At 43.7% G+C, this 21,181-nt stretch carries 17 protein-coding genes; 12 read left to right on the top strand and 5 right to left on the bottom strand.

The window, feature by feature from the left end:
* Positions 1-36 precede the first annotated feature (36 nt).
* Together B5X68_RS07065 and B5X68_RS07060 are read right to left on the bottom strand one after the other, a co-directional pair.
* On the bottom strand, positions 37-1,356 hold the full coding sequence (locus B5X68_RS07065) for an alpha-amylase family glycosyl hydrolase (RefSeq protein ID WP_082213890.1): 1,320 nt from the start codon (positions 1,354-1,356) through the stop codon (positions 37-39).
* Positions 1,357-1,452: 96 nt separating this feature from the next.
* Entirely contained in the window at positions 1,453-1,716 is a 264-nt protein-coding gene (locus B5X68_RS07060) for a filamentous hemagglutinin (protein ID WP_082213889.1), read from the bottom strand.
* 121 nt (positions 1,717-1,837) lie between these two features.
* Between B5X68_RS07060 and B5X68_RS07055 the strand changes: the two genes are divergently transcribed.
* From B5X68_RS07055 to B5X68_RS07020, 8 genes are all read left to right on the top strand, one after another.
* Entirely contained in the window at positions 1,838-2,515 is a 678-nt protein-coding gene (locus B5X68_RS07055; RefSeq protein WP_082214044.1) for a response regulator transcription factor, read from the top strand.
* On the top strand, positions 2,512-3,780 hold the full coding sequence (locus B5X68_RS07050; RefSeq protein ID WP_082213888.1) for a sensor histidine kinase: 1,269 nt from the start codon (positions 2,512-2,514) through the stop codon (positions 3,778-3,780). Before B5X68_RS07055 ends, B5X68_RS07050 begins: the two co-directional genes overlap by 4 nt.
* 40 nt (positions 3,781-3,820) lie before the next feature.
* Complete coding sequence (locus B5X68_RS07045; protein WP_229208311.1) at positions 3,821-4,138, top strand: type II toxin-antitoxin system HigB family toxin; 318 nt, start codon at positions 3,821-3,823, stop codon at positions 4,136-4,138.
* 8 nt (positions 4,139-4,146) lie between these two features.
* Positions 4,147-4,533: a helix-turn-helix domain-containing protein gene (locus B5X68_RS07040; protein ID WP_082213887.1), complete on the top strand. Its 387-nt coding sequence runs from the start codon at positions 4,147-4,149 to the stop codon at positions 4,531-4,533.
* A 130-nt stretch (positions 4,534-4,663) separates the two neighbouring features.
* Positions 4,664-4,939: an ArsR/SmtB family transcription factor gene (locus tag B5X68_RS07035; RefSeq protein ID WP_082213886.1), complete on the top strand. Its 276-nt coding sequence runs from the start codon at positions 4,664-4,666 to the stop codon at positions 4,937-4,939.
* A gap of 184 nt (positions 4,940-5,123) precedes the next feature.
* The gene (locus B5X68_RS07030; protein WP_082213885.1) at positions 5,124-6,200 is read left to right on the top strand and encodes an efflux RND transporter periplasmic adaptor subunit; all 1,077 of its coding nucleotides are present in this window, start codon (positions 5,124-5,126) and stop codon (positions 6,198-6,200) included.
* Between the two features lie 13 nt (positions 6,201-6,213).
* On the top strand, positions 6,214-9,339 hold the full coding sequence (locus B5X68_RS07025) for an efflux RND transporter permease subunit (protein WP_082213884.1): 3,126 nt from the start codon (positions 6,214-6,216) through the stop codon (positions 9,337-9,339).
* A gap of 31 nt (positions 9,340-9,370) precedes the next feature.
* The gene (locus tag B5X68_RS07020; protein ID WP_082213883.1) at positions 9,371-10,735 is read left to right on the top strand and encodes a TolC family protein; all 1,365 of its coding nucleotides are present in this window, start codon (positions 9,371-9,373) and stop codon (positions 10,733-10,735) included.
* 98 nt (positions 10,736-10,833) lie between these two features.
* Here B5X68_RS07020 and B5X68_RS07015 read toward each other — a convergent pair whose 3' ends face one another.
* On the bottom strand, positions 10,834-11,679 hold the full coding sequence (locus B5X68_RS07015) for a hypothetical protein (RefSeq protein WP_082213882.1): 846 nt from the start codon (positions 11,677-11,679) through the stop codon (positions 10,834-10,836).
* A 31-nt stretch (positions 11,680-11,710) separates the two neighbouring features.
* Positions 11,711-12,628 carry a hypothetical protein gene (locus B5X68_RS07010; protein ID WP_082213881.1) on the bottom strand — a complete coding sequence of 306 codons (918 nt, stop codon included), beginning with the start codon at positions 12,626-12,628 and terminating at the stop codon, positions 11,711-11,713.
* Positions 12,629-12,800: 172 nt separating this feature from the next.
* Between B5X68_RS07010 and B5X68_RS07005 the strand changes: the two genes are divergently transcribed.
* The 4 genes from B5X68_RS07005 to B5X68_RS06990 all read left to right on the top strand — a co-directional run bounded on the left by B5X68_RS07005 (position 12,801) and on the right by B5X68_RS06990 (position 19,509).
* Positions 12,801-13,628, top strand: a complete 828-nt coding sequence (locus tag B5X68_RS07005) for an SHOCT domain-containing protein (protein ID WP_082213880.1) — start codon at positions 12,801-12,803, stop codon at positions 13,626-13,628.
* A gap of 103 nt (positions 13,629-13,731) precedes the next feature.
* Positions 13,732-14,598 carry a mechanosensitive ion channel family protein gene (locus B5X68_RS07000; RefSeq protein WP_082213879.1) on the top strand — a complete coding sequence of 289 codons (867 nt, stop codon included), beginning with the start codon at positions 13,732-13,734 and terminating at the stop codon, positions 14,596-14,598.
* 303 nt (positions 14,599-14,901) lie between these two features.
* On the top strand, positions 14,902-19,149 hold the full coding sequence (locus B5X68_RS06995; protein WP_170916592.1) for a M4 family metallopeptidase: 4,248 nt from the start codon (positions 14,902-14,904) through the stop codon (positions 19,147-19,149).
* Positions 19,150-19,152: 3 nt separating this feature from the next.
* Positions 19,153-19,509 (top strand): T9SS type A sorting domain-containing protein, encoded by a 357-nt coding sequence (locus tag B5X68_RS06990; protein ID WP_082213877.1) that lies wholly within the window; start codon positions 19,153-19,155, stop codon positions 19,507-19,509.
* An 83-nt stretch (positions 19,510-19,592) separates the two neighbouring features.
* Here the strand turns inward: B5X68_RS06990 and ahcY are convergent, their stop codons facing one another.
* A complete protein-coding gene (gene ahcY / locus B5X68_RS06985; RefSeq protein ID WP_082213876.1) occupies positions 19,593-20,909 on the bottom strand; it encodes an adenosylhomocysteinase in 1,317 nt (438 codons plus the stop codon).
* Between the last annotated feature and the right edge of the window lie 272 nt (positions 20,910-21,181).

Below are 21,181 nucleotides of genomic sequence, written 5' to 3'. Positions count from 1 at the left end.
AATTTCAGGTAGAATGTAGAAATTTTACTAGGTTATTCAGGCCACTACTTCAAGCAGATAAAATCCATAAGGTTCGATCACCAAAAATTCGGCGTCACTGCCGGGTTCATAGTAATCTTCACGCCAATGGTCATACAATTTTTCAGGCGCCAAACCATTGTGCCGAAATGAGTGCCACGTTAAATATGCGCTTTCGTTGCTGTAATTGAAAATACAATAGAGCGCCTTTTCGCGACCATTTCGTACGAAACCCGCAATGTGGATATTGTGCCGGGGCAGCCAGCGCGTATTTTTTGTATCAGCAACCACATTCAGCCTTTTCCGGATTGTGAGCAATTTTTTAATTCCGGAAAAAATCTTGCTTTCAATTGTGCCTTCCAACTCATCCTGGTAAGACAGCATCGGAAGTCCGCCAATTAAGAAACAATTGGCTTGCATGAGCAGTATTTGTTGAAGGGAAGCGGAAGAGTTACCTGTGTTACCGACATTACTTGCAGATGTGATCCAGGTTGTACCGAACGGTTTATTCAGCATAAGAACCTCCGCTTCCGCCATCTCAGTAACCTGCCCGGAAGCCAGCGCATCCCGTTGCAGGGCCGTTTGCGTGGTATTGTATACAAAATCAGCTTCCTTAGCCATATATCGGCCTTCACCAAAAAACGTCATCGCTTCTTCTGCTGAACCAATTGCTGAAACCGCCAGGGCCATTCCTGGCGATGTAACCTGCAAACATTGTTTAACTAACTGGAAAATGGTATGGATATGAAATTGGTTTTCTTTAAAATCAGCAACATCAATCCGTAAAATATCCACTCCGACATTAGCCTGGGTGAAAATTTCTTCTAATAGCTTTACTAATCCAGCGGGATTGGTACAATCAGAAATTGCTTGGTTATTTTGACTCAAATCCAACATAAGGGACATGCCATTTTGATGCATGGCAGCTCTTATTTCGTTAAGATTTGTTCCCGCATTGATGAGGTGAAGCACATTGATCCCGAGATCTTGGAAATAGGGAAATTTGTCTCGCAGTGCATTCAGACCGCCACTGAACCGGTCCATATGAATGCTCATTCCAGCGAGTTCGTTACTGATATACCAGTTTTCGGGCTTCTTGTTATCGCGGTCTTTTAATTCCTGTGGGCGGTTAAGATGTGCGGAAATCAGCACTTCTATCAACTTTGTAAAGTTGGTGCCAAACTCGGGGTGATCATTATATAGTTGTGTGTATAGATCACGAATTTCGGCAGCGTGCAGAACAAGTTTGGTGTAAAATTTTTTGTCTGCGCCGGCAATGTCCAGATTATTGTTTTGTACAGCGTCAAAAAGCGCTGTAACGATTTGATTGTTATCCATGATTCTAAAAATTAAGCCACTTCACTCCAAACAGATTCTTTAATAACGGGAATGTAATAGGAGTTGCTGAGACTTACATCGGTGGATTACCGCGGCTTAATTAAAAGCAGGGATATCGGGCTCGCCACCTGGATCCCGTAATGGTTCCACTTCCGGAACAACAGGCTCAACCGGAGGCATTTCGGGCTCCGGACGAACAGGAGGCGTTTCCGGGTCTCTTTCAAATGGCGGCGTTTCCTCAGGCACATCCGGCGAGGGCACTTCGGGACGCGGATCAAATGGAGGCGTTTCACGCGGATCGGAAGGATCGTTTTCGATGTTCGACCCTTCCCACTGAGAGGCTATTTGGTAAATATCCATGGTTTTCAGACGTTTGTTGTTCAATAGAAATGTAAGTAGGCAGATTACAATAACTGTGCCCGGCAAACGTCGCCCGGCAATTCCAGATTCTTTCCAGTTTTATTTCCCAATTTCGCGGTTGATGAAAATTCTGATAATAGAAGACGAGAAAGAGCTGTCGGACGTGATCCGCCAATCACTTGAAATGGAAGCGTTTCTGGTGGAAACCGCCGGAGATTATCGCAGCGCATTGGATAAGATCATTTCCTTCGACTACGACTGTATTTTGCTGGACATTATGCTCCCCGGCGGCAGCGGGCTCAGCCTTTTGCAGGAGCTGAAAAGCACGGGAAAGTCGGATAATGTCATTATCATTTCAGCCAAAGATTCACTGGATGACAAGCTCGCAGGCCTGAACCTCGGCGCCGATGATTATCTCACCAAACCTTTCCACATCGCAGAACTCACCGCCAGGGTAAAGTCTGTTTTGAGGCGAAAATCTTTCCAGGGCAAACATCTGATCGAGATTGCAAATCTGACACTGGATCATGAGGAAAGAACGGTTGTTGTTGATGGTAATCTGCTGGCTCTGAACAGAAAGGAGTTCGATATTTTAATGTACATGATCCTGAACAAGAACCGGCTGGTGAACAAAACTTCGCTGGCCGAACACGTTTGGGGTGACTATATGGACGATTCGGATGATTATGAATTTATTTATTCCCAAATTAAAAACCTGCGTAAAAAGCTCAAAGAAAATAGGGCGGGCATAGAAATTCAGGCCGTTTATGGTATTGGTTACAAACTGGCACAACTATGAATTTGCTCAATCACACATTAAAATACCTCTCGATCGCATTGTTGGGAATACTCAGTGTGTGGGCTGTGCTATTTTACATCAATATGCTGGATGAGGTTTATGACAGTCTGGACGATGGTTTGGACAACTATAAAATGCTCATTGTCGACAAGGTTAGGGAAGATCCCGCAACGTTATCGCGGAATACTTTTGGGGAAGGGAACTACGAGATTTTTGAAATTTCGGAACAGGAAGCGCGTAAGGTCCGGGACGTTTATCAGGACACGCTCATGTACATGCAGAATGAGAAGGACCTGGAACCTGTCCGCATGTTGTCAACCGCGTTTTTCCAAAATGGCAAACATTATGAGTTGAAAATCATATCGTCCATGGTTGAGGAGGATGACTTGATCGAGGATCTTTTTTTTGCATTGATCTGGCTTTACGTGGCACTGCTTGCGAGTATTCTATTGGTCAATAATTTGTTGTTACAAAAGGTCTGGAAGCCGTTTTACGATATTTTAGAGCAATTGAAGCGCTTTCGGCTGGGTAAGGAGCAGTCTTTTGAACCGGTCGAGACCAATGTAAAGGAATTCCGGGTTTTGAACGAAACCGTCGGCACACTTGTAAATCACGCGGTTGACATTTATAGCAGTCAAAAGCAATTTATTGAAAACGCTTCTCACGAGCTGCAGACGCCAATTGCAATCAGTATGAACAAACTGGAATTGCTGGCGGAAAGAAACAATCTGCCAGAAAGTGATATGGAAACTGTTGGGCAGGTTATCCAGACACTGGAACGGCTCACCAGGCTTAATAAGTCGCTTTTATTGCTTTCTAAGATCGAGAACCGACAGTTTAGTGATGCTGAAAATGTTTCTATTAATTTAATTGTCAAAGATCTCGCGGAGGAGTTTGCTGATTTTGCAGAATTTAAAGACGTAACCATTTCAGTAGACGAAAAAGCAGATCTGCATGTATTAATGAATAAGGATCTTGCCGCAATCCTGATTTCCAATCTGCTAAAAAATGCCATCGTCCACAACACATCCCCTGGAAAAGTAGACATTGAAATCAATCCTAATTCATTTAAAATCACCAATTCATCCAAAGCCGCCGCGCTCGACCCCGAAAAAATGTTTCACCGATTTCATAAAGGTTCAAATGATAAAAATAACACAGGTCTCGGACTGGCAATTGTAAAGGCGATAGTTGGATTTTATGGTTTTGAGATACGATATTGGTTTGATAAAGAGCATGTTATCGAGGTATTTCTAATGGCTTGACAATAGCTGTATTTTCATATTTTGAAATATTTTTCATTTTATGAAAAATGCTATAATTTTGCTTATGGTGATAATCGCAAAGACAGCCTTACTAGACTTTATTAAAGTGCATCACAACGCCGCTGAGCCGCTTAATGATTGGTATGAAAAGGTGCGAAAGAGTGATTGGGCGACATTTGCGGACATCAAGAAAACATTTAATAGCGTAGATGCCGTTGGCAATGATCGGTTTGTTTTCAACATTAAAGGGAATTCATACCGCTTGGTGGCAATGGTCCATTTTAATAGAAGAACGCTGTGTATAAGATTTATCGGGACGCACACTGGCTATGATAAAATCAACTGTTCCACCATTTGAAAAAAGCTATGATCGATAAGATAAGAAACGAGACGCAATACAAGCAGGTTATGACGTTGATCGAAGGATTTATTCAGAAGGCTACTGATGCCGGTGGTTTTAATGCATTGAATGAGAAAGAAACTGAGGAGTTGCACAAACTGACTTTGCTGGCGGAATATTATGAGGATAATGTTATGAACATCATGCCCTTGACTGTGACGATCACTGCCGTTGTTCAACAACGGATCAATGAGATGAACATCACGCAGGGAAAACTCGCGGAAATGTTCGGAATGGGCTCGGCTAAAATCTCGCAAATACTAAATGGGAAAAGACAGCCGGATGTGCCTTTTCTAAAAGCTATACATGAAAAATTGGGAATCGACGGCAACTTTATTCTGGATCGGGTTTAGGCTCGCTTAAAAAAGGTTGGGTCATTTTGGAAAGTTTTTGTTCATCATGGAATTATTTATTCATTTGCTTTGTAATGTCTGCACTGTACAGTTTATTAATACATTCAAATTTATCTATATATCTTAAATCATGGAGGTCAGGAGAGTGGAGCGGATATCGAAAGCGTTGAGCGACCCCAGCCGTATTCTTATTTTACAGGAGTTGCGCCAAAAAGAAGATTGTTTGTATTGTCACGAAATTTCCGAGTTTATTGATTTAACCCAACCCTCGATCTCACATCATGTAAAGCAATTGGCCGATGCAGATCTGATCGTTGTGGAAAAAGAAGGAAGAAACGTGAAATACAAATTAAACAAAGAGGTTCTCAATGAGTACGTTCAGTTTTTGAACAAATTAAAAATCTGAGTTTTTTTACCCTAATATATCGATACATTTCGATATATTAATAAGTAACCAACGTTTACTTAATGTTCATAGACCTGGCAGATAGCCCAACATTTGTCAAGTCTAAATTTTGAAAAAGTACCATTAGCCATGAAAAATAAAAAACCATTTTCTAATCAATCGAAATATTTAAATTAATCTATACATGGAAAAGACCATTCAGTCAGCCAAAATAATATCCGGTCTCATTATTACTGCCGTGATATTGCTATCCGTATTCTTCAAAGGATACACGTCCGAAAAGCCTGAGCCTGCTAAACCAGCAGCAGCAACACAACCAACAGGAACGCCGGTTGACGGCCAGGTGCTCAAATCGGAATCATTAAATGAAGAAATGACCGTTTCAGGGACGCTGATGGCGTATCAGGAAGTGAGCATTTCAAGCGAACTTAACCGCAAAGTAGTTGCGGTGCATGCCAAAGAAGGAAAATTCGTAAATGCCGGGACATTGTTGTTCAAACTGGATGACGCCGATCTGCTTGCCGAACTGGAACAATTGAAACAACAGGAGAAACTGGTTTTGCTTAACGAAAGAAGACTTAAAGATCTGATCGACAGGGAAGCAGCGATTCAGCAGGACTACGATCAGGCATTTACAAACCTGAAAGTTTTGCAGGCGAAAATCGAGCAGTTGAAAGTAATGATTGCCAAAACCAGCATTCGCGCCCCGTTCAGCGGTTACCTGGGCATTGTGAATGTGTACACCGGCGCCTTTGTAACGCCCGGAAGTCCGCTTGCGTTGCTTACCGATAACAGCCGCCTGAAAATCGACTTCGCAGTTCCCGAAAAACATGCAAATACGCTCAAAACCGGTGATGAAGTGCAGTATAATGTTGAGTCCAACGACAAAATTTACAAAGGCAGGATCGTTGCCCATGAAGCCGGACTGGATCAAAAAACCAAAACATTGCTGATGCGGGCCGTTACGGACAATAAAGGCGGAACGTTATTACCTGGCCAAAGTGCACGCCTGACTTTACGTTTAAGCAACACCGGTAATGCGTTACTGGTGCCAAATCAGGCCCTGATCCCATCTTCGAAAGGTTACAGCGTATATGTGGTCAATGCTGGTAAAGCAGGTTTTAAATCGATCGAAGTTGGCGAGCGCAGCGCTTATTCTGTGCATGTTACGAAAGGACTCGCTCCCGGCGACACCATTATTACGAGCAATATGCTGCGTTTGACACCAGGTTCAGCCATTCAATTGGTCTCCATTAAATAAAAATCTATTAGTCATGAGTGCTATTTCACAAGTTAGTATTTCCCGGCCGGTTCTGGCCGGGGTAATGTCCGTACTGCTTATACTTTTTGGGATCGTTGGTTACACATTTTTGGGAACACGGGAATATCCCGTTACAGATTCGCCAATTGTGATGGTAACAACCGTTTATCCCGGTGCCAGTGCCGACATTATTGCTTCCCAGGTTACGAAGCCATTGGAGGAAGCCATTGCAGAGGCGAACGGTATCCGTTCTGTATCTTCGACTTCCCGCGAACAGGTGAGCATTATCACCGTTGAATTTGAACTGAACGCGGACTTGGAAGCAGCCGCAAATGACGTTCGGGACAAAGTTTCCAAATCCCGCCAGCAACTGCCGACGGATATTGAGCCAACCATTGTTGAGAAAGCCGGGCCGGCGGATTTCCTGGTTTTTCTTACAGTTCAAAGCAAGACCAAAACACTCGAAGATGTCACTGATTTTGTTAATATCAACATCAAGGAAAGACTGCAATCCATCCCCGGTGTAAGGCTGGTTGATTCCTACGCTGGCAGAAAACGCGCGATGCGATTGAGAATGGACCCGGTAAAACTGGCTTCCTACGGCCTGACACCGACAGACATTCAAACTGCTTTGCAACGTGAGAATGTAGATTTACCAAGTGGTCGCATTGAAGGCGAAAACACAGAAGTGACATTGCGAACGCAGGGAAGGCTTGTTACCGAGGACGATTTCAACAACATGATCCTGCGGGAAAGCGATGGCGCCATTGTGCGGTTCAAAGACGTGGGCCAGGCCGTCATGTCTTCCCAAAATGAGCGGACTGCGATGATCGTCTATAATGGAAAAACAGCTGATTATGGCGTGGGAACGGGTGTGAGCCCACAACGCGGTGCCAACTCGCTGGCCATTGTGGATGAGTTCAAGAAACGTTTTGAAGAAATTAAAAAGACAGCCCCAAAAGAATACGAAATCGCCCTTGGAAAAGACTTTACAGTTCCGGTAAGAAACTCATTATCAGAAGTAGAGGAAACATTATTGCTTGCCTTCGCATTGGTTTCTCTGATCATATTCGTCTTTCTGAGAGACTGGCGAAGCACATTGATCCCGCTGCTGGCCATCCCTGTTTCCATCGTTTCGGCATTTTTCATCATGTATATCGCCGATTTCTCGATCAATGTGTTAACACTCTTAGGACTGGTTCTGGCGATCGGGCTTGTCGTCGATGATGCGATCATTGTTTTGGAAAACATTTATAGTAAAGTGGAGGAGGGGATGTCGCCCATTCAGGCGGCGCGGGAAGGCTCCAATGAGATTTATTTTGCAGTTATTTCAACCACCATTACGCTCGTCGCGGTGTTCCTGCCGATCCTTTTCCTGGGCGGTCTTACCGGACGTCTGTTCAAAGAATTTGCCATTGTCGTCGCTGGTTCGGTGACCGTTTCAGCATTTGTAGCGCTTACTTTGACGCCAATGATGAGCGCCTATCTGCTCAAATCGGGCACTTCGCACAATTGGCTTTACAAAAAAACAGAGCCCTGGTTCATCGCCATGAACAATGCCTATGCAAGATCGCTTACTGCGTTTATGAAAGTGCGCTGGCTGGGTATCGTGCTGCTTTTGGTGTCGTTTGGGGTTGCTTTCTGGCTCGCTCCGAAACTGCCATCCGAGCTCGCTCCATTGGAAGACAGGTCAATGGTTGGACTTGCCGTAATGGCGCCCGAAGGCACTTCGTATGAAAGTATGGAGCAAAGCATGAAGGAGATTGGGAATTTCGTGAGCGATTCTATTCCCGATCTGAACGAGGAACGCACGTATACAGCCGTTGCTGCTGCTGGCGGAACATTAACACAGCCTGTGAACGGTGGTTTTCAATGGATTTTTCTCAAAGAACCAAAGGATCGGAAAAGCGGATTGACGCAACAGCAAATCTTTATGAAGCTGGTCGGCGCTTCGCAGAAGTTCAGAAATGTGCTTATTATTCCCATTCAGCTTCCAACTATTGGTGGTTATGGAAATACGCAGCCGGTTCAATATGTTGTGCAAGCGCCTGATTTGAAAGCATTAATCGACATTATGCCCAAATTAATGGGCGAGGTGAGCGGCAACAAGAAACTGGTTTTCGCTGACGCAGACTTTAAAATCAACCGCCCCGAGATCAGCATCAGCATTGACCGTCAGCGCGCCGCACAATTGGGGATTTCCACGCAGGCGATCGGCCAAACATTGCAACTCGCACTCAGCAGCAGAAGATATGGTTACTTCATTCACAACGATCGCCAATATGAAGTGATCGGCCAGCTTGATCGGGAAGACAGATCAGCACCTTATGACCTGAAATCGTTGTATCTGAAATCAGGAAGTGGCCAAATGGTGTCCCTGGATAACCTCACAAAGCAAAACGAAGGCATAAGTCCTCCGGCGATCTATCGCTATAATCAATCTTACAGCGCTACTATTTCCGCGACACCGGCCGCTGGCGTAAGCTTAGGCGAAGCCATTCAGGAATTGGATAAAATTACTTCAAAAGAACTTCCTAAGGGTTTCAGTACAGCATTAGCAGGACAAAGCCGTGATTACTCTGAAAGTAGTTCAAGCCTGATCTTCGCATTCATTTTCGCCATTGTGCTGATCTATCTGGTTCTGGCGGCGCAGTTTGAAAGTTTGGTAGATCCGTTTATTATTCTTTTGACGGTCCCAATGGCGTTAACGGGTGCATTGCTAAGTCTTTGGTTTACAGCGCAAACGGTGAATATTTTCAGTCAGATCGGGATCATTATGCTCATTGGTTTGATTACCAAGAACGGTATCCTGATTGTCGAATTCGCCAATCAGAGCAAGGAATCGGGCACTTCAACATTTGAAGCCGCAAAAATTGCAGCTGTCAGCAGATTCCGTCCAATCCTCATGACCACGCTCGCCATGATTTTCGGAACATTACCGATCGCATTGTCTCTCGGAACAGCTTCCGGCAGCCGCCAGTCACTGGGAATCGTGGTTGTGGGAGGCCTGATCTTCGCCGGTGTGCTCACACTTTATGTAATTCCTTCGATCTATTCCTATCTGTCCAGACCGCACAAAAAGCGCAAAGATGATGGAAATGTGGCGGTCGAAGAAGAGGCTTTATTACACACGCATTAATTCCAGGGAATATTAATACCACATTTCAATCATGAAAAAGTCATTTTTAAATCAATATGCCGGGTTGGCGAAAGCATTAGTTATTGCATCAATGCTGAGTCCTTTGCTGTCCTTCGGGCAGGCCCAGACGCTGTCTTTGCAAAAGGCGATCGAGCTCGCGCAAGGTCGGAACCGCGACTTGCGGATCGATTCGATTAACATTCACAAAGCCAAACAACAAACCGCCATCACGCGCGGTTTGTTGATGCCAAACATCAGTTTGACGGGACAGTTTCAGCATTATTTTCAGAAACCGGTTTTCTTCGGTCTCAATGGAAATACAAGTAACTCTGAAAAAATAGGTTATGGACGCTTTGGCGGTGAAGACATTGGTGCTGCGCAAATTTCCCTTGTTCAACCCATTTATAATTCGGGTGCAAAACATGAGATCGAACGAAGAAAACTGCTTGAGAAACAGAGCCAACTTTCTTTCCGCCAGCGAGAGGTGGACGTGGTGGCTCAGGTCAAACAAAATTACGTTCAATTGCTCGTTTTGAATGAAAGACTGAAATTACAAAAGGAAAGCATTGTCAGAAATCAGAAAGCGTTGAATGATTCTCGTTCACTGCTCGCGCAGGGCCGTGCCTTGCGGGTTGACACATTACGGGCATACACATCCGTAAAAAATCTCGAACCCGATGTGCTCAGGCTAACATATGCATTGCAGATCAGCCAGCAGCAACTGAGAAACTTGCTAGGGGACGTTTCTGAAACCGATTATCTACTTTCAGATTCACTCGAACTCAATGCCAACGAATCAGTTCCTGGCGAGGACGGAACCTACAAATTATCCATCCAGCAACGCCCTGATTTGCAAATCCTGTCATTGAACAAAGAGATCAATGACAAAGAAATAGAATTGTATAAATCTGCCAGATTGCCGGTTGTGAGTTTCATCAGCCAATATCAAATCCAGACGCAAACCAATCAATTCCGCTTCGGTAATGCTGCTTATCCTCCCGTTTTCTACACTGGTGTGCAGTTTGCCATCCCCATTTTCAGCGGAAACCAGAACATTAACAAAATAGCATTAGGCAAAATCGAAAGACAGCAAGCCGATGTGATTTACAACAATGCCCAGGAGCAATTAAAAACGGAAGTGAAACAAGTTCTGGCAAGCCTTATTGAAACATCCGAGCGGATCAAAACCCAGCAGAATGTCTCAGAAACAGCGGAACTCAGCTATTCCATCACAAAATACAGATATGAAAAGGGCGTCGCGTCCAGACTGGAGCTAATCGATTCCGAATTTGCATTAACATCAGCCAAATCCAATTATCTGGAAGCAGTTTATGATTATTTATCCTCAAAAATTGAATTAGACCGCATTACAGGCAATGTAAAAGACCAGCTATAATATTTTACTCAGCGTTAATAATGATCAACTGATTGTGTTTAGGTTGTGTATTAAGAAGAACCCCGGATACTGTTTGGGGTTCTTCTTGTTTTTGTAGCTTAATTTGCCACCATTGCGGAAGCGTAAGTTCTATTGCTTATCATATAAGTATTGCCGGTCTTTACATCAGATGCTTCGATGGATTTAACCCTTCCATCTGCATAAAACTTATAATTATAAAGTTCTGCCGAAGTATATTCTTTATGCGGGTGGTAGGTGTGTTCCGTTTCGCTAACCATTTTAATTAGATAGGGACTGAATTTACCGAAAATCGGAAGATACTTACCGGTGCCTGACGCCAGGAAATCTGGATTCAAAGGATACAAATCAGGCATGTTACCAACGTAACTGTAAATCAATTCTCTTGTTTTATAATTTTGCTTATCATAAAATGACACTGAAAGCAATCTTGCTTGACCGTTGGGTTCGGAGGAGTATTTAAATTCCTGACGCTCATTCGGCTCAAATTTGTTAAATGCTAATATTAATTGCTGGTTGTCATTATACTTGTATTGAGTAGTGCCACTGAAACTGTTTCCGACACTGCTTTCAATACAAAGCCCGCTTGCATTTAAGATATATGTACTAGTTGATACCGCCTTTTGGCTACTAATTTCATATTTGGTTGCCTTGATACCTTGCGCTGTGTAAACATAGTCTATGTAGTAATTATAGCTTTCCAGCGTTTCTTTCGCAAGTAAATTTCTAGGCCCTGAATAGGAAAGTTTCCTTGAAAAGTCGCTTATCAACTTACTGTCGGCAGAAATTTTAGCATTCTCATCAACTTTTTCGGCTTGTTCTACGACTGGGCTTACAACCGCATCCTTCTCACTTTGGCAAGATGCTATCAAGCCAGCAGTAATAAACACTTTCGTAATAGTGAGTGCTTTATTAAATAATTTCATACTGTTCATGTTTGTGTTAAAATTGATTTCATTACAGACCTACCATAACTGCCTGCGGAGTGGTGGAGTATTTCCTTTCAACTTTGGATAGTACTTGGCCAAAATCATTTTTTGTTATAAAATCATATGTCGATATTTCTTCTCCCAAAGTTTTTGCAGTCAAGCTATAATTGAAAATCGGGTAAGGATAAATGACTTGACCCGTAAAGCCTTTATGAACAGTTTGTCGCAGGGCGAATCTGCTGAATCTGCCAAAGATTGGCAAATATTTGCTATTGGCTTCGGCAAGTCCCGTTGGGTTCAAAGGGTTATCTTCGTTTGCAGTCTCATAAATATTACCATTAGGATGGTATTGAGTTACGAACTTACCATTCGCATGTTTGAAAATAATTTCTTTTTCTTTTACATCGTATTGATCGTAAAACGTAATCTTGCTCAACGATTTACCCTGAAGGCTGTTATCCGCATCTTGTTCGTATTCAAATACCTGGCGAAGCTTAGGAAGCGTTTTGTGGTAAACCAAGGAAAGTTGGTTAAATTCATTGTATACATACACATACGTTCCTGCAATAACTTTATCAGTGGCGGTATGTACACTTTGTACACATTGCCCTTTTGCATTTAAAGTATAAGTAATGAAGTTTTTGTTAATCGTGATCCCATTTTTTTTGAGGTCACAAGTAATTTTGTTACCGTCATAAGTATATTCTTTGAGGTATCCGGCGCCATCTAATTCTTTCACTAAAAAGTTTCTAATTCCGGAATAGGTGAGTTTCGTTCCACCGTCTTTAATTAGATACTTAACAGCAATTTTTGCATTTGCATCTGTTGCCTGTTCCAGCGAAGATGTTGGTGCGACGATGGCGTCCTTTTCATTTTGGCAGGCGCTCATGAGACCGGCGAGAATCATTGCTTTTGTGATAGCATGTGCACTTTGTAGTAATTTCATACTGTTGTTGTTTTGTTAAAAAAATATGTTTTCGTCATCAAACATAGGGCGGGTCTAATTCTAAATAGAAATTCGATGGACAAGTGGTTGGCCTCAATGAGCCTTCGGTTAAACTACATTTGCTGCGCGATGGCACCATTTTTGTTACGTATACAGAAAAAGACAAGAAATCATGAAAGCATTAACGAGTACGGGCAAACAACATGTTAAAGAGATTGCTGCAAAATATAATCTTAAAAATGAGACTGTTGAGTCGCTGTTGATAGCGGTGATCAGCGGTCGCGGAACAATGGCTCAGTTCAACATTGCAGAGCTCGGCGGGTCGGGGCAGTGGATGAAAGGCGGGATGACGATGGTGGGAGACATGTTCAATAATTCATTGAAAACTACGGTCAACAACCTTTGCAACGAGCTATCTGAACTGGTTACCAGCCAGGTTTTGTATGAAGAAACTGCTGATGAATCGTCAGAATGGCATCAGGAGAGCAAGTCTGCGGCGAGCAGTAACAATGTAAGCAGTTCCTGGCCATCGGTTTTTGGCAATCCAACGTCGAGCGGCGCACAGAACAATTTCCGTTATGCCTATTTTGCACCTGTGCGGAGATTAGTCGTAGAAGAAAATGGAAAACGAACCATTTATGACACCAAGCATCACAACATTACAGGCGTTTCGCAGCAGCAAGGTTCAGGAAACTCTTATAAGTTCACAAGTCAGGAAGGCCCAGTTGATCTGGGAAGTCTCGATTTGATTTCGGAGCCGAGCGGACAAACGCAGCCAACTCCGGAGCCTGTTTATGATGTAACCTCAACGGCGGACCTGCACGGCGAAACTGACCGTAGCCCGACTGATCGCAGTCCGACTGACCGCAGTCCGACTGATCGCAGCCCGCAAGATATAATCATTGCGACGATTGAAAAGGTTAATGTTTTATTTGAAAAAGGTCAGATCAGTGAGGAAGAATTCAAAGCCAAGAAGCAGGAGTTGCTCGCCAGATTGTGATTTAAGCGTATATAGTTCATGAAAGCGGCCGGAAAAATCATTCTCCGGCCGCTTTTTGTATGTTTTGAGGCTTATTCACGTTATTTGCGTCAAATACCCAACCATGATATTTGCTCAAATAACAAAAATTACGGATCCCATCGTCGTTAAGCTGGACAAGTGGTTTGATGAAAGTGTCCGTTTCGTGCCGAACCTTATTATTGCAATCCTGATCCTTGTGGTTTTTCGATTCCTGGCCCGATATGGAAGTCGGTTTATGGAAAAAGGGCTTACAAGGGCATCTCAAAACATTGCATTGGTAAGTCTGATTTCGGCATTAACCCGCATTGCGATCGTTACAACCGGCTTGTTTTTCGCGCTGGGTGTTTTAGGACTAGATAAGACAGTAACATCATTGCTCGCAGGGGCCGGCGTACTTGCATTGGCACTGGGTTTTGCTTTTCAGGACCTTACTACCAATTTTATCTCCGGCGCTTTCATCGCCATCCAGCGCCCTATCAAAGTGGGCGACGTGATTGAAACAAACGGTTTTACCGGCAAGGTGCTTTCCATTGGTTTGCGCTCGGTTAAGCTGGATAATTTTGCAGGACAACTCGTAGAGCTTCCGAGTAAGGACATTTTTCAAAAACCCATAGTAAACTTCACACATTCAGGAGATAGGAGAGTCCAGCTGGAATGCAGCATTGGTTATAAAGACGATCTGTTTTTCGTGGAAAATGTGGCGCTTTCAGCCATCAGGCCGCTCCTGTTTTTGCAAAAACTTAAACCAATAGAATTAAACTTCATCCGGTTCAGTGAAAAGAGCATTGATTTTGAAATCTTATTCTGGATCGATCAAGCGAAAATAGGCCCAGGGCCAGGGAAAAGTTTGGCTATGAAGGCTATCAAGAAGGCCTTTGACGAGAATAATATTGCTTTTCCAACGCCCGCCCGGCCGGTTGAAACGGGGCCGCCGCTGGCAAAGGATTAGCGACAAGTGTAATTCTTCATTCTTCCCGTAGGATAGCTCGGACTAACCGCAGGCTCATTCCATTCGTGCTCCTAAATGACTTATGCCATTCTTCACATCTCAACAAGCAGAATAGCATAAACCATTTTATTATTTAGCACATCTATTTTCATGTTAAAGACACCCTTCTCTCAATGGTGGCATTGCCTGCCATTTGTTCTGATGTTTCTATGCACAGGACTACACGCACAACCGATTTACAATAAGAAAAATGTTACTATGACGCTGCCAACTTATTTTAATGGACAGCAAAATGTACGGCTTATGGTATACTCAACTGATCCCGCTGGATTGAATAAGGAATGCCGGCTCGAAACCTTGCCGGAAAGCAATTTACCAGCGATAGAGCTCATGGCGCTTACAGGTGACGTCGTAAAACAAAAAGTCAATTTTACAGATAAGAACAATGATGGCATATTCACCGACGAACAGCCTAATCCCTTTTCTACTCCTGTTGGTGCAGGTGTGATGTTTTCTATGAAAGGAACAATGGATGTCTTTCAAAAGCACTTTGATTGGAGCGGTTTGGATAATGCAGGATTAACGATTAAGTGTGAGTTGATTGATTCGGCATACAATGATCCTGGTTATAGCCGAGCAGCCAGAAAATTTCAGTTTTTTGGGAACTCAGGGAAGTATGTTCCGGTCACAGGAATTGAATTTGTTGCCCATGAGTACACACATGGTGTTTTTCACCATCGAACCGCATATGGATCAATTTTTCCTATACCTCCATTATCGATACCAACTGCATCAATAAATGAGGCCTTTGCAGATATTTTCTCAGTATTTGTGAGAAAGGAAGTTGAAAAAGCTTTGGATTATAACTGGGTGGTGGGTGAAAACCTCGTCGCGGGGGGGATCAGGAATTTTGTAAATCCTAATCTGACGAAGCAACCCGATACTTACAAGGGCAATAACTGGCAGGATTGGGGCGATCCAAAATTTAAGCCGCACAAAAATGCCGGAATAATTAATCACTGTTTCTATTTATTAGCTGTTGGATCAAATGGTATTCAAAAAAATGATCATGGAACAGAATTTAATTGTGTCGGAATTGGGGTCCCAAAGGCAATAGAAATTTTTTGGGAAACCATGCCCAAATTAACAAGCAATTCGGACTTCTTTGACCTTCGAAAAAAAACGCTCGAAGTTGTACATGAGATGGGTCATCCGATTGGTTCTGAGTTGGACTTGGCTTTACGTGAAGCCTGGAAGGCAGTTGGTTTGGGTATGCGGATCGAGACATTTGGACAGGAGTGCGAGGTTAATAATCCCAAAACGGCCGAATCGATTTACTACGGTTTCGTTCCGCTTGCTACTTCTGAAGTAAAAACGGCACCGGATGCATCAGGTTCTGCGGCATCGATATTGCTGGACTGTTCTCAAGATGGAAGAGTAGGGACATCCATTTTTAATCCCACGCAAAGCATGTATTTTATTGATACAGATGATGCGGATCAAATTTACACTTTGGACAATGACGTGGCGCTTTCACGAAAAGGTGTTTCGGCGCATTTTACAACTTGTCTGGCAAGAGAGCATTTTAAAGACAAGTATCAATTTGTTGGGCTTGACGGGCAGGGCGGTATCGAGATAAATAATAGTGTGGGTCCAAAAGCTCCTTCAATCTCATCTGGATATAATAAGGAAACTAACTATTTTAACTACCTGGACGACGATAATGTATTCACAATTGATCAAATTGCCGGGACGTATTTTTCGGGAATCTACGGCAACGTTAAAAACGTAAAGTTGCCCGAATCGGCTGAATCCATTGCAATCCGTTTTGCATTACAGGATATTTTCGGATCAGAAGTAAATAATCAATATAGGATTTCCAAAAATCAGCAACCTGTATGGACTATCGGTGCGGATGCTTTTGGAGGTGCAAATTATTTACGCAGCCTTTCAGATCCAACCCAAAAAGGACAGTTAAACTTTTACAACGGGCTAGGCTGGGCCGGTGCAACCCCGGAGCAGAGGGCGGGTGTATGGACGCAATTTTATTACCTAATTTCGAACGGGACCGGGCCAAACGGTTTTACAAACGAAAATGGACAGACACGCTTTTTTACGAAACTTGAAGATGACGTTCCGGGAAAAATTATCTTTGAAGCTTTTTCGAAATTCCTGCCGGCAAATCCGACCTTCGATGATATGGCCGTGGCGATCCAGTCTTCCCTGCTCGCCAACAGTTACAAAGAAACTTCTGCGACCTGGAAAAAATGCATGGATGCCTTGACCTGTGTGCTTGGCAAAGAGTTTGTTGATCAGCCCAAAATATGGGCAGTCAATGCTGATGACATTGAAATTAAAGAAGTGCAGGGTTTTGATGCCAGATTTCGTTCGGACGTGTTCTATCCTGGCAAAGAAGAGATTAGTTTAACAGAGGTTTCCGAAGATGTTGCTTTTGACGACCTTATATCACCGGTTTACAGAGCTTTTCAGCATACGACAGAGGTGCTTTTACCTTACATTGACGAAAAAGACCCAGGCAAACAGACAACAACGGCCAAGTTTTATTTAGAGGGAGGTAAAAAATATTTTGTCCGTCGCAGGCTTTATGCTGCAGGTGGACAGGGATGCGCCAGTTTGTTAGGCGGATATTTAGAGTGCCGTAATTTGGAAAAAATGGCAAACAACTGGAGTCCTATCCTAGAAGTAACAACTGCATCCATAACTACCTTACCAATCAGTCCTTTAGAGCATGACAAGATACCTGCATGGAATAGTGTCATTGAATGGCAGGCAACACCCGGCGCGGCAGGTTACATATTAAGAGTAACCGATTTGACAGGCGAAGTGCCTGCGCAGGATTTTCCTGTGGAAGCAGTCGATGACGAGAAGGAGGCGAAGGAATTGGCTTTGGCTAAGGAGCGGGATTATAGCTGGCAAGTGATCGCAACCCATAAACTGGGTTCAGAAGAAGGGGTGACTTGGGATAAAGGCTCGAAGAGCTTTATGAAGACGGGGCTCACTGATACTGATATCTTTGGCGACTGGCTTGACCCCATTTCTTTCCAGACCGATCTGCCTGAGACGCCGCTGCTGGTTCCGCCTAGTCCGGCTGACGGCGAACACGTCCCTCCTTTCGGAAAAGATTTAGTGCTATCAGCCGAAGAAACGCCCGGCGTCAGCGGTTACCGCTTTCACATCCAGGACAAAAAAGATGATATGGAATCTCCACAGGTGCTTTATGACCATGAAAACTTAAAACTGCCTGACCAATCTGACGGAAAAGTATATACATGGGCGTTCGAACCTTATAAGGAGGCAACGCCTCCATTTATCACTGAGAAAGAGTTTGGAAAGAAGTACTTTTCAACATTCGTGCTGGATTATTCGCTGGTGCCTGCCCCGGTGCTGGTAAGCCCCAAAAATGATCAGGTTGTTACGTTTCAGTATGGCGGCGCACAAGGGTTGGCTTGGTCGGAGGTGACTGGTGCACATGAATATGAATATACCATTTATAGAACTAGTGATGATGCCATCATTCCTAATGGGCTCGGCTCAACAATTCAAACCGCAGCTACAATACCTGATGCTTTAATGCTGCCGTTGGACAAAAATGGTGGTTTCAAATGGCGCGTCCGGGCGAAGGCAAAGGATGACAAAGGGGACTGGATTTATGGCCCGTATTCAAAACCGTTTTTCTATTGGTTGCGTCCGGAGAAGTCAAACTTGTTCCATCCCAGCGAAAATCAACAGGATGTGGACATTTCGAAACTGGAATTCTCATGGGCAAATCAATGGGCACCAGATGGCTATCTTTTCAGGCTGCATAAAAACAACCAGGTCGTATTCGAAAAAGCAACAGCGGGAACTTCAATAATGCTTACCAATCTCGAATATGGTGTGGATTATGCCTGGGACGCATTGGCAATGAACGTTACACCAACCGGGACACATTACCCTGATCCGTACACGTTTCATCATTTTTCGACAATGCATGGGGCTAATAATGGAGAAAAGAAGGTGAAAGAATATGATCCTGATGAAGAGCAAACAACCTCTAACGACCCAAATAATCCTGGTAACACCAATGATTCCGACGATGATCCAAGTAAAGTGTTTTATCCACAGTTAGGTTTTACAGTTGATCTCACAGATAATGATTTTTCTGATATACATTCTTACAGCTATCGCGTCACAGTGACAAGTGATAAGGGTTATTTCCGAGAGTGGGACTGTGCGGTAAATGGATTTGGAGTTGTATTTATCCCAGAAGATCTCTTTCAAACAAAAATTAATGGTGATTTGCCCGAGGATACAGCGCTATATCATTTCCACATTGAAATTACCAATCTTAATGGGAAGGACGACAGTTACGCGACAGGTCCTGGTTTTGATTTTCGACTCTATCTATATGATGGTCTTCCCGCGCACTTACAAAATGGCAAAATGCCTTTTATAGACATGCTCCCCAAATCAGGTGTGTTCGGTGGAAGATGGGTCGGTGCCAGCGTTGACTTTGATTTTGATTATATATTCTCTACTAAAAAGCCTTGAAGGATGAAAAAGATCAGTTTAGTTGTATTGACGTTGTATGCAATTTGCGCGCTTCAAGTTCAAGCTCAGGAGAAAGTCATTAGAAGCGAATATGGATTAACGATTTATCCGGTAAAAAAGATAGTCAACAACATAGCCGTTTTTCCAAATCCAGCAGCTGCAAATATCAGCTTTAAATCAACACATCCAGCTGTCGGCTACAATGTGGAAATATTTGATAAGAAAGGGCGCAGTTGTATGAAACGTGAGCATTGGGATGGGGAGGAGCTCGACATTTCTAAATTGCAAACCGGCACTTACATTGTGAGATTTACAAGAGGGAGAGAAGAATATTCGCGAGAACTGGTTGTACAACTTTAGAATTGGCAGTAAAAAAAGCATCCCAGGTTTTCGGCCCGGGATGCTTTTACAAATGTTGACCCCAAAAAGGCCAACCCCAAACATCAATAACGATAAGTCTCCGATTTGAACGGCCCCTCAGTGCTGACACCGATGTAAGCTGCTTGCTCGTCCGACAGCGTTTCCAATTTTGCGCCTACGTGGGCAAGGTGGAATGCTGCTACTTTTTCGTCCAATGCTTTTGGAAGTACGTAAACTTTTTTCTCGTAAGCGGCAGTGTTCGTCCAAAGTTCGATCTGCGCAAGCGTCTGGTTAGAGAACGAGCATGACATTACGAATGATGGATGGCCCATTGCGCAGCCTAAGTTTACCAAACGGCCTTCTGCAAGAATGATAATGTCTTTGCCTTCAACCGAATAAATGTCAACCTGTGGTTTGATCTGCACTTTTGAGGCACCGTAAGTTGAGTTCAGCCAAGCCATGTCGATTTCGTTATCGAAGTGGCCGATGTTACAAACAACCGCTTTGTCGCGCATTTTCAAGAAATGACGATCTGTAATGATCTTGTAGTTTCCAGTTGCTGTCACGAAAATGTTAGCGCGTGTTGCAGCTTCGTCCATTGTAACAACTTCAAAACCGTCCATAGCAGCTTGAAGTGCGCAAATTGGGTCGATTTCCGTAACCAATACTCGGCATCCTGCGCCACGAAGCGATTCTGCTGAGCCTTTACCAACGTCACCGTAACCAGCGACAACAGCCACTTTGCCGGCAAGCATTAAGTCCGTTGCGCGGCGGATTGAATCCACAAGTGATTCGCGGCAGCCGTATTTGTTATCAAATTTCGATTTTGTAACGGAGTCATTTACATTGATTGCAGGCAAATGAAGCGTTCCGTTTTTCAAACGGTCATAAAGGCGAAGCACACCTGTTGTAGTTTCTTCTGAAAGTCCTTTAATGCCTTCGATCAGCTCAGGATATTCGTCGAAAACCATGTTGGTAAGGTCGCCGCCGTCATCCAGGATCATATTCAATGGCTTGCGGTCCTCACCGAAGAACAATGTTTGTTCGATACACCAGTTGAATTCTTCTTCATTCATGCCTTTCCAGGCGTAAACAGGGATTCCCGCTGCTGCGATCGCCGCTGCTGCGTGATCTTGCGTTGAGAAAATGTTGCAGGATGACCAGGTCACTTCCGCACCCAGTGCAGTAAGCGTTTCGATCAAAACTGCTGTTTGGATTGTCATGTGCAAGCAACCGGCAACACGCGCACCTGCAAGGGGCTGTGACGGACCGTATTCTGCGCGGATTGACATTAAACCCGGCATTTCAGCTTCTGCAAGCGTAATTTCTTTCCGGCCCCACTCGGCCAAACTGATGTCTTTTACCTTGTAAGGAATGTACGTTTCTGTTGACGTTGCCATTATTTGACAGTTTAGTTTATATCTTTATTTTAATACAAAACTAAGTAGAAAAACCACGGACGGGAAGAAAAATAGATACAAATTGTGATTTTGCTCTTCAATTTGGATGTTTTATCTTCTGTGAGCTGCATATGGAGTGCTTTGTAAGTGAGGATAAGGTTTGTGGGCAGTCCTGGCAGATATTTTGTCTTGACAGATCTAAAAATCCGCGTGCCATGCCGTTCGTCGACGTTACTGTGGTCTTTGTCGACAATATTTTCGGCGTCAAAAAA

Source organism: Dyadobacter psychrophilus (assembly GCF_900167945.1).
GTDB lineage: Bacteria > Bacteroidota > Bacteroidia > Cytophagales > Spirosomataceae > Dyadobacter > Dyadobacter psychrophilus.
Note: the sequence above shows the minus strand (reverse complement) of the source record. Positions and strands in the feature narration are given on the sequence as shown.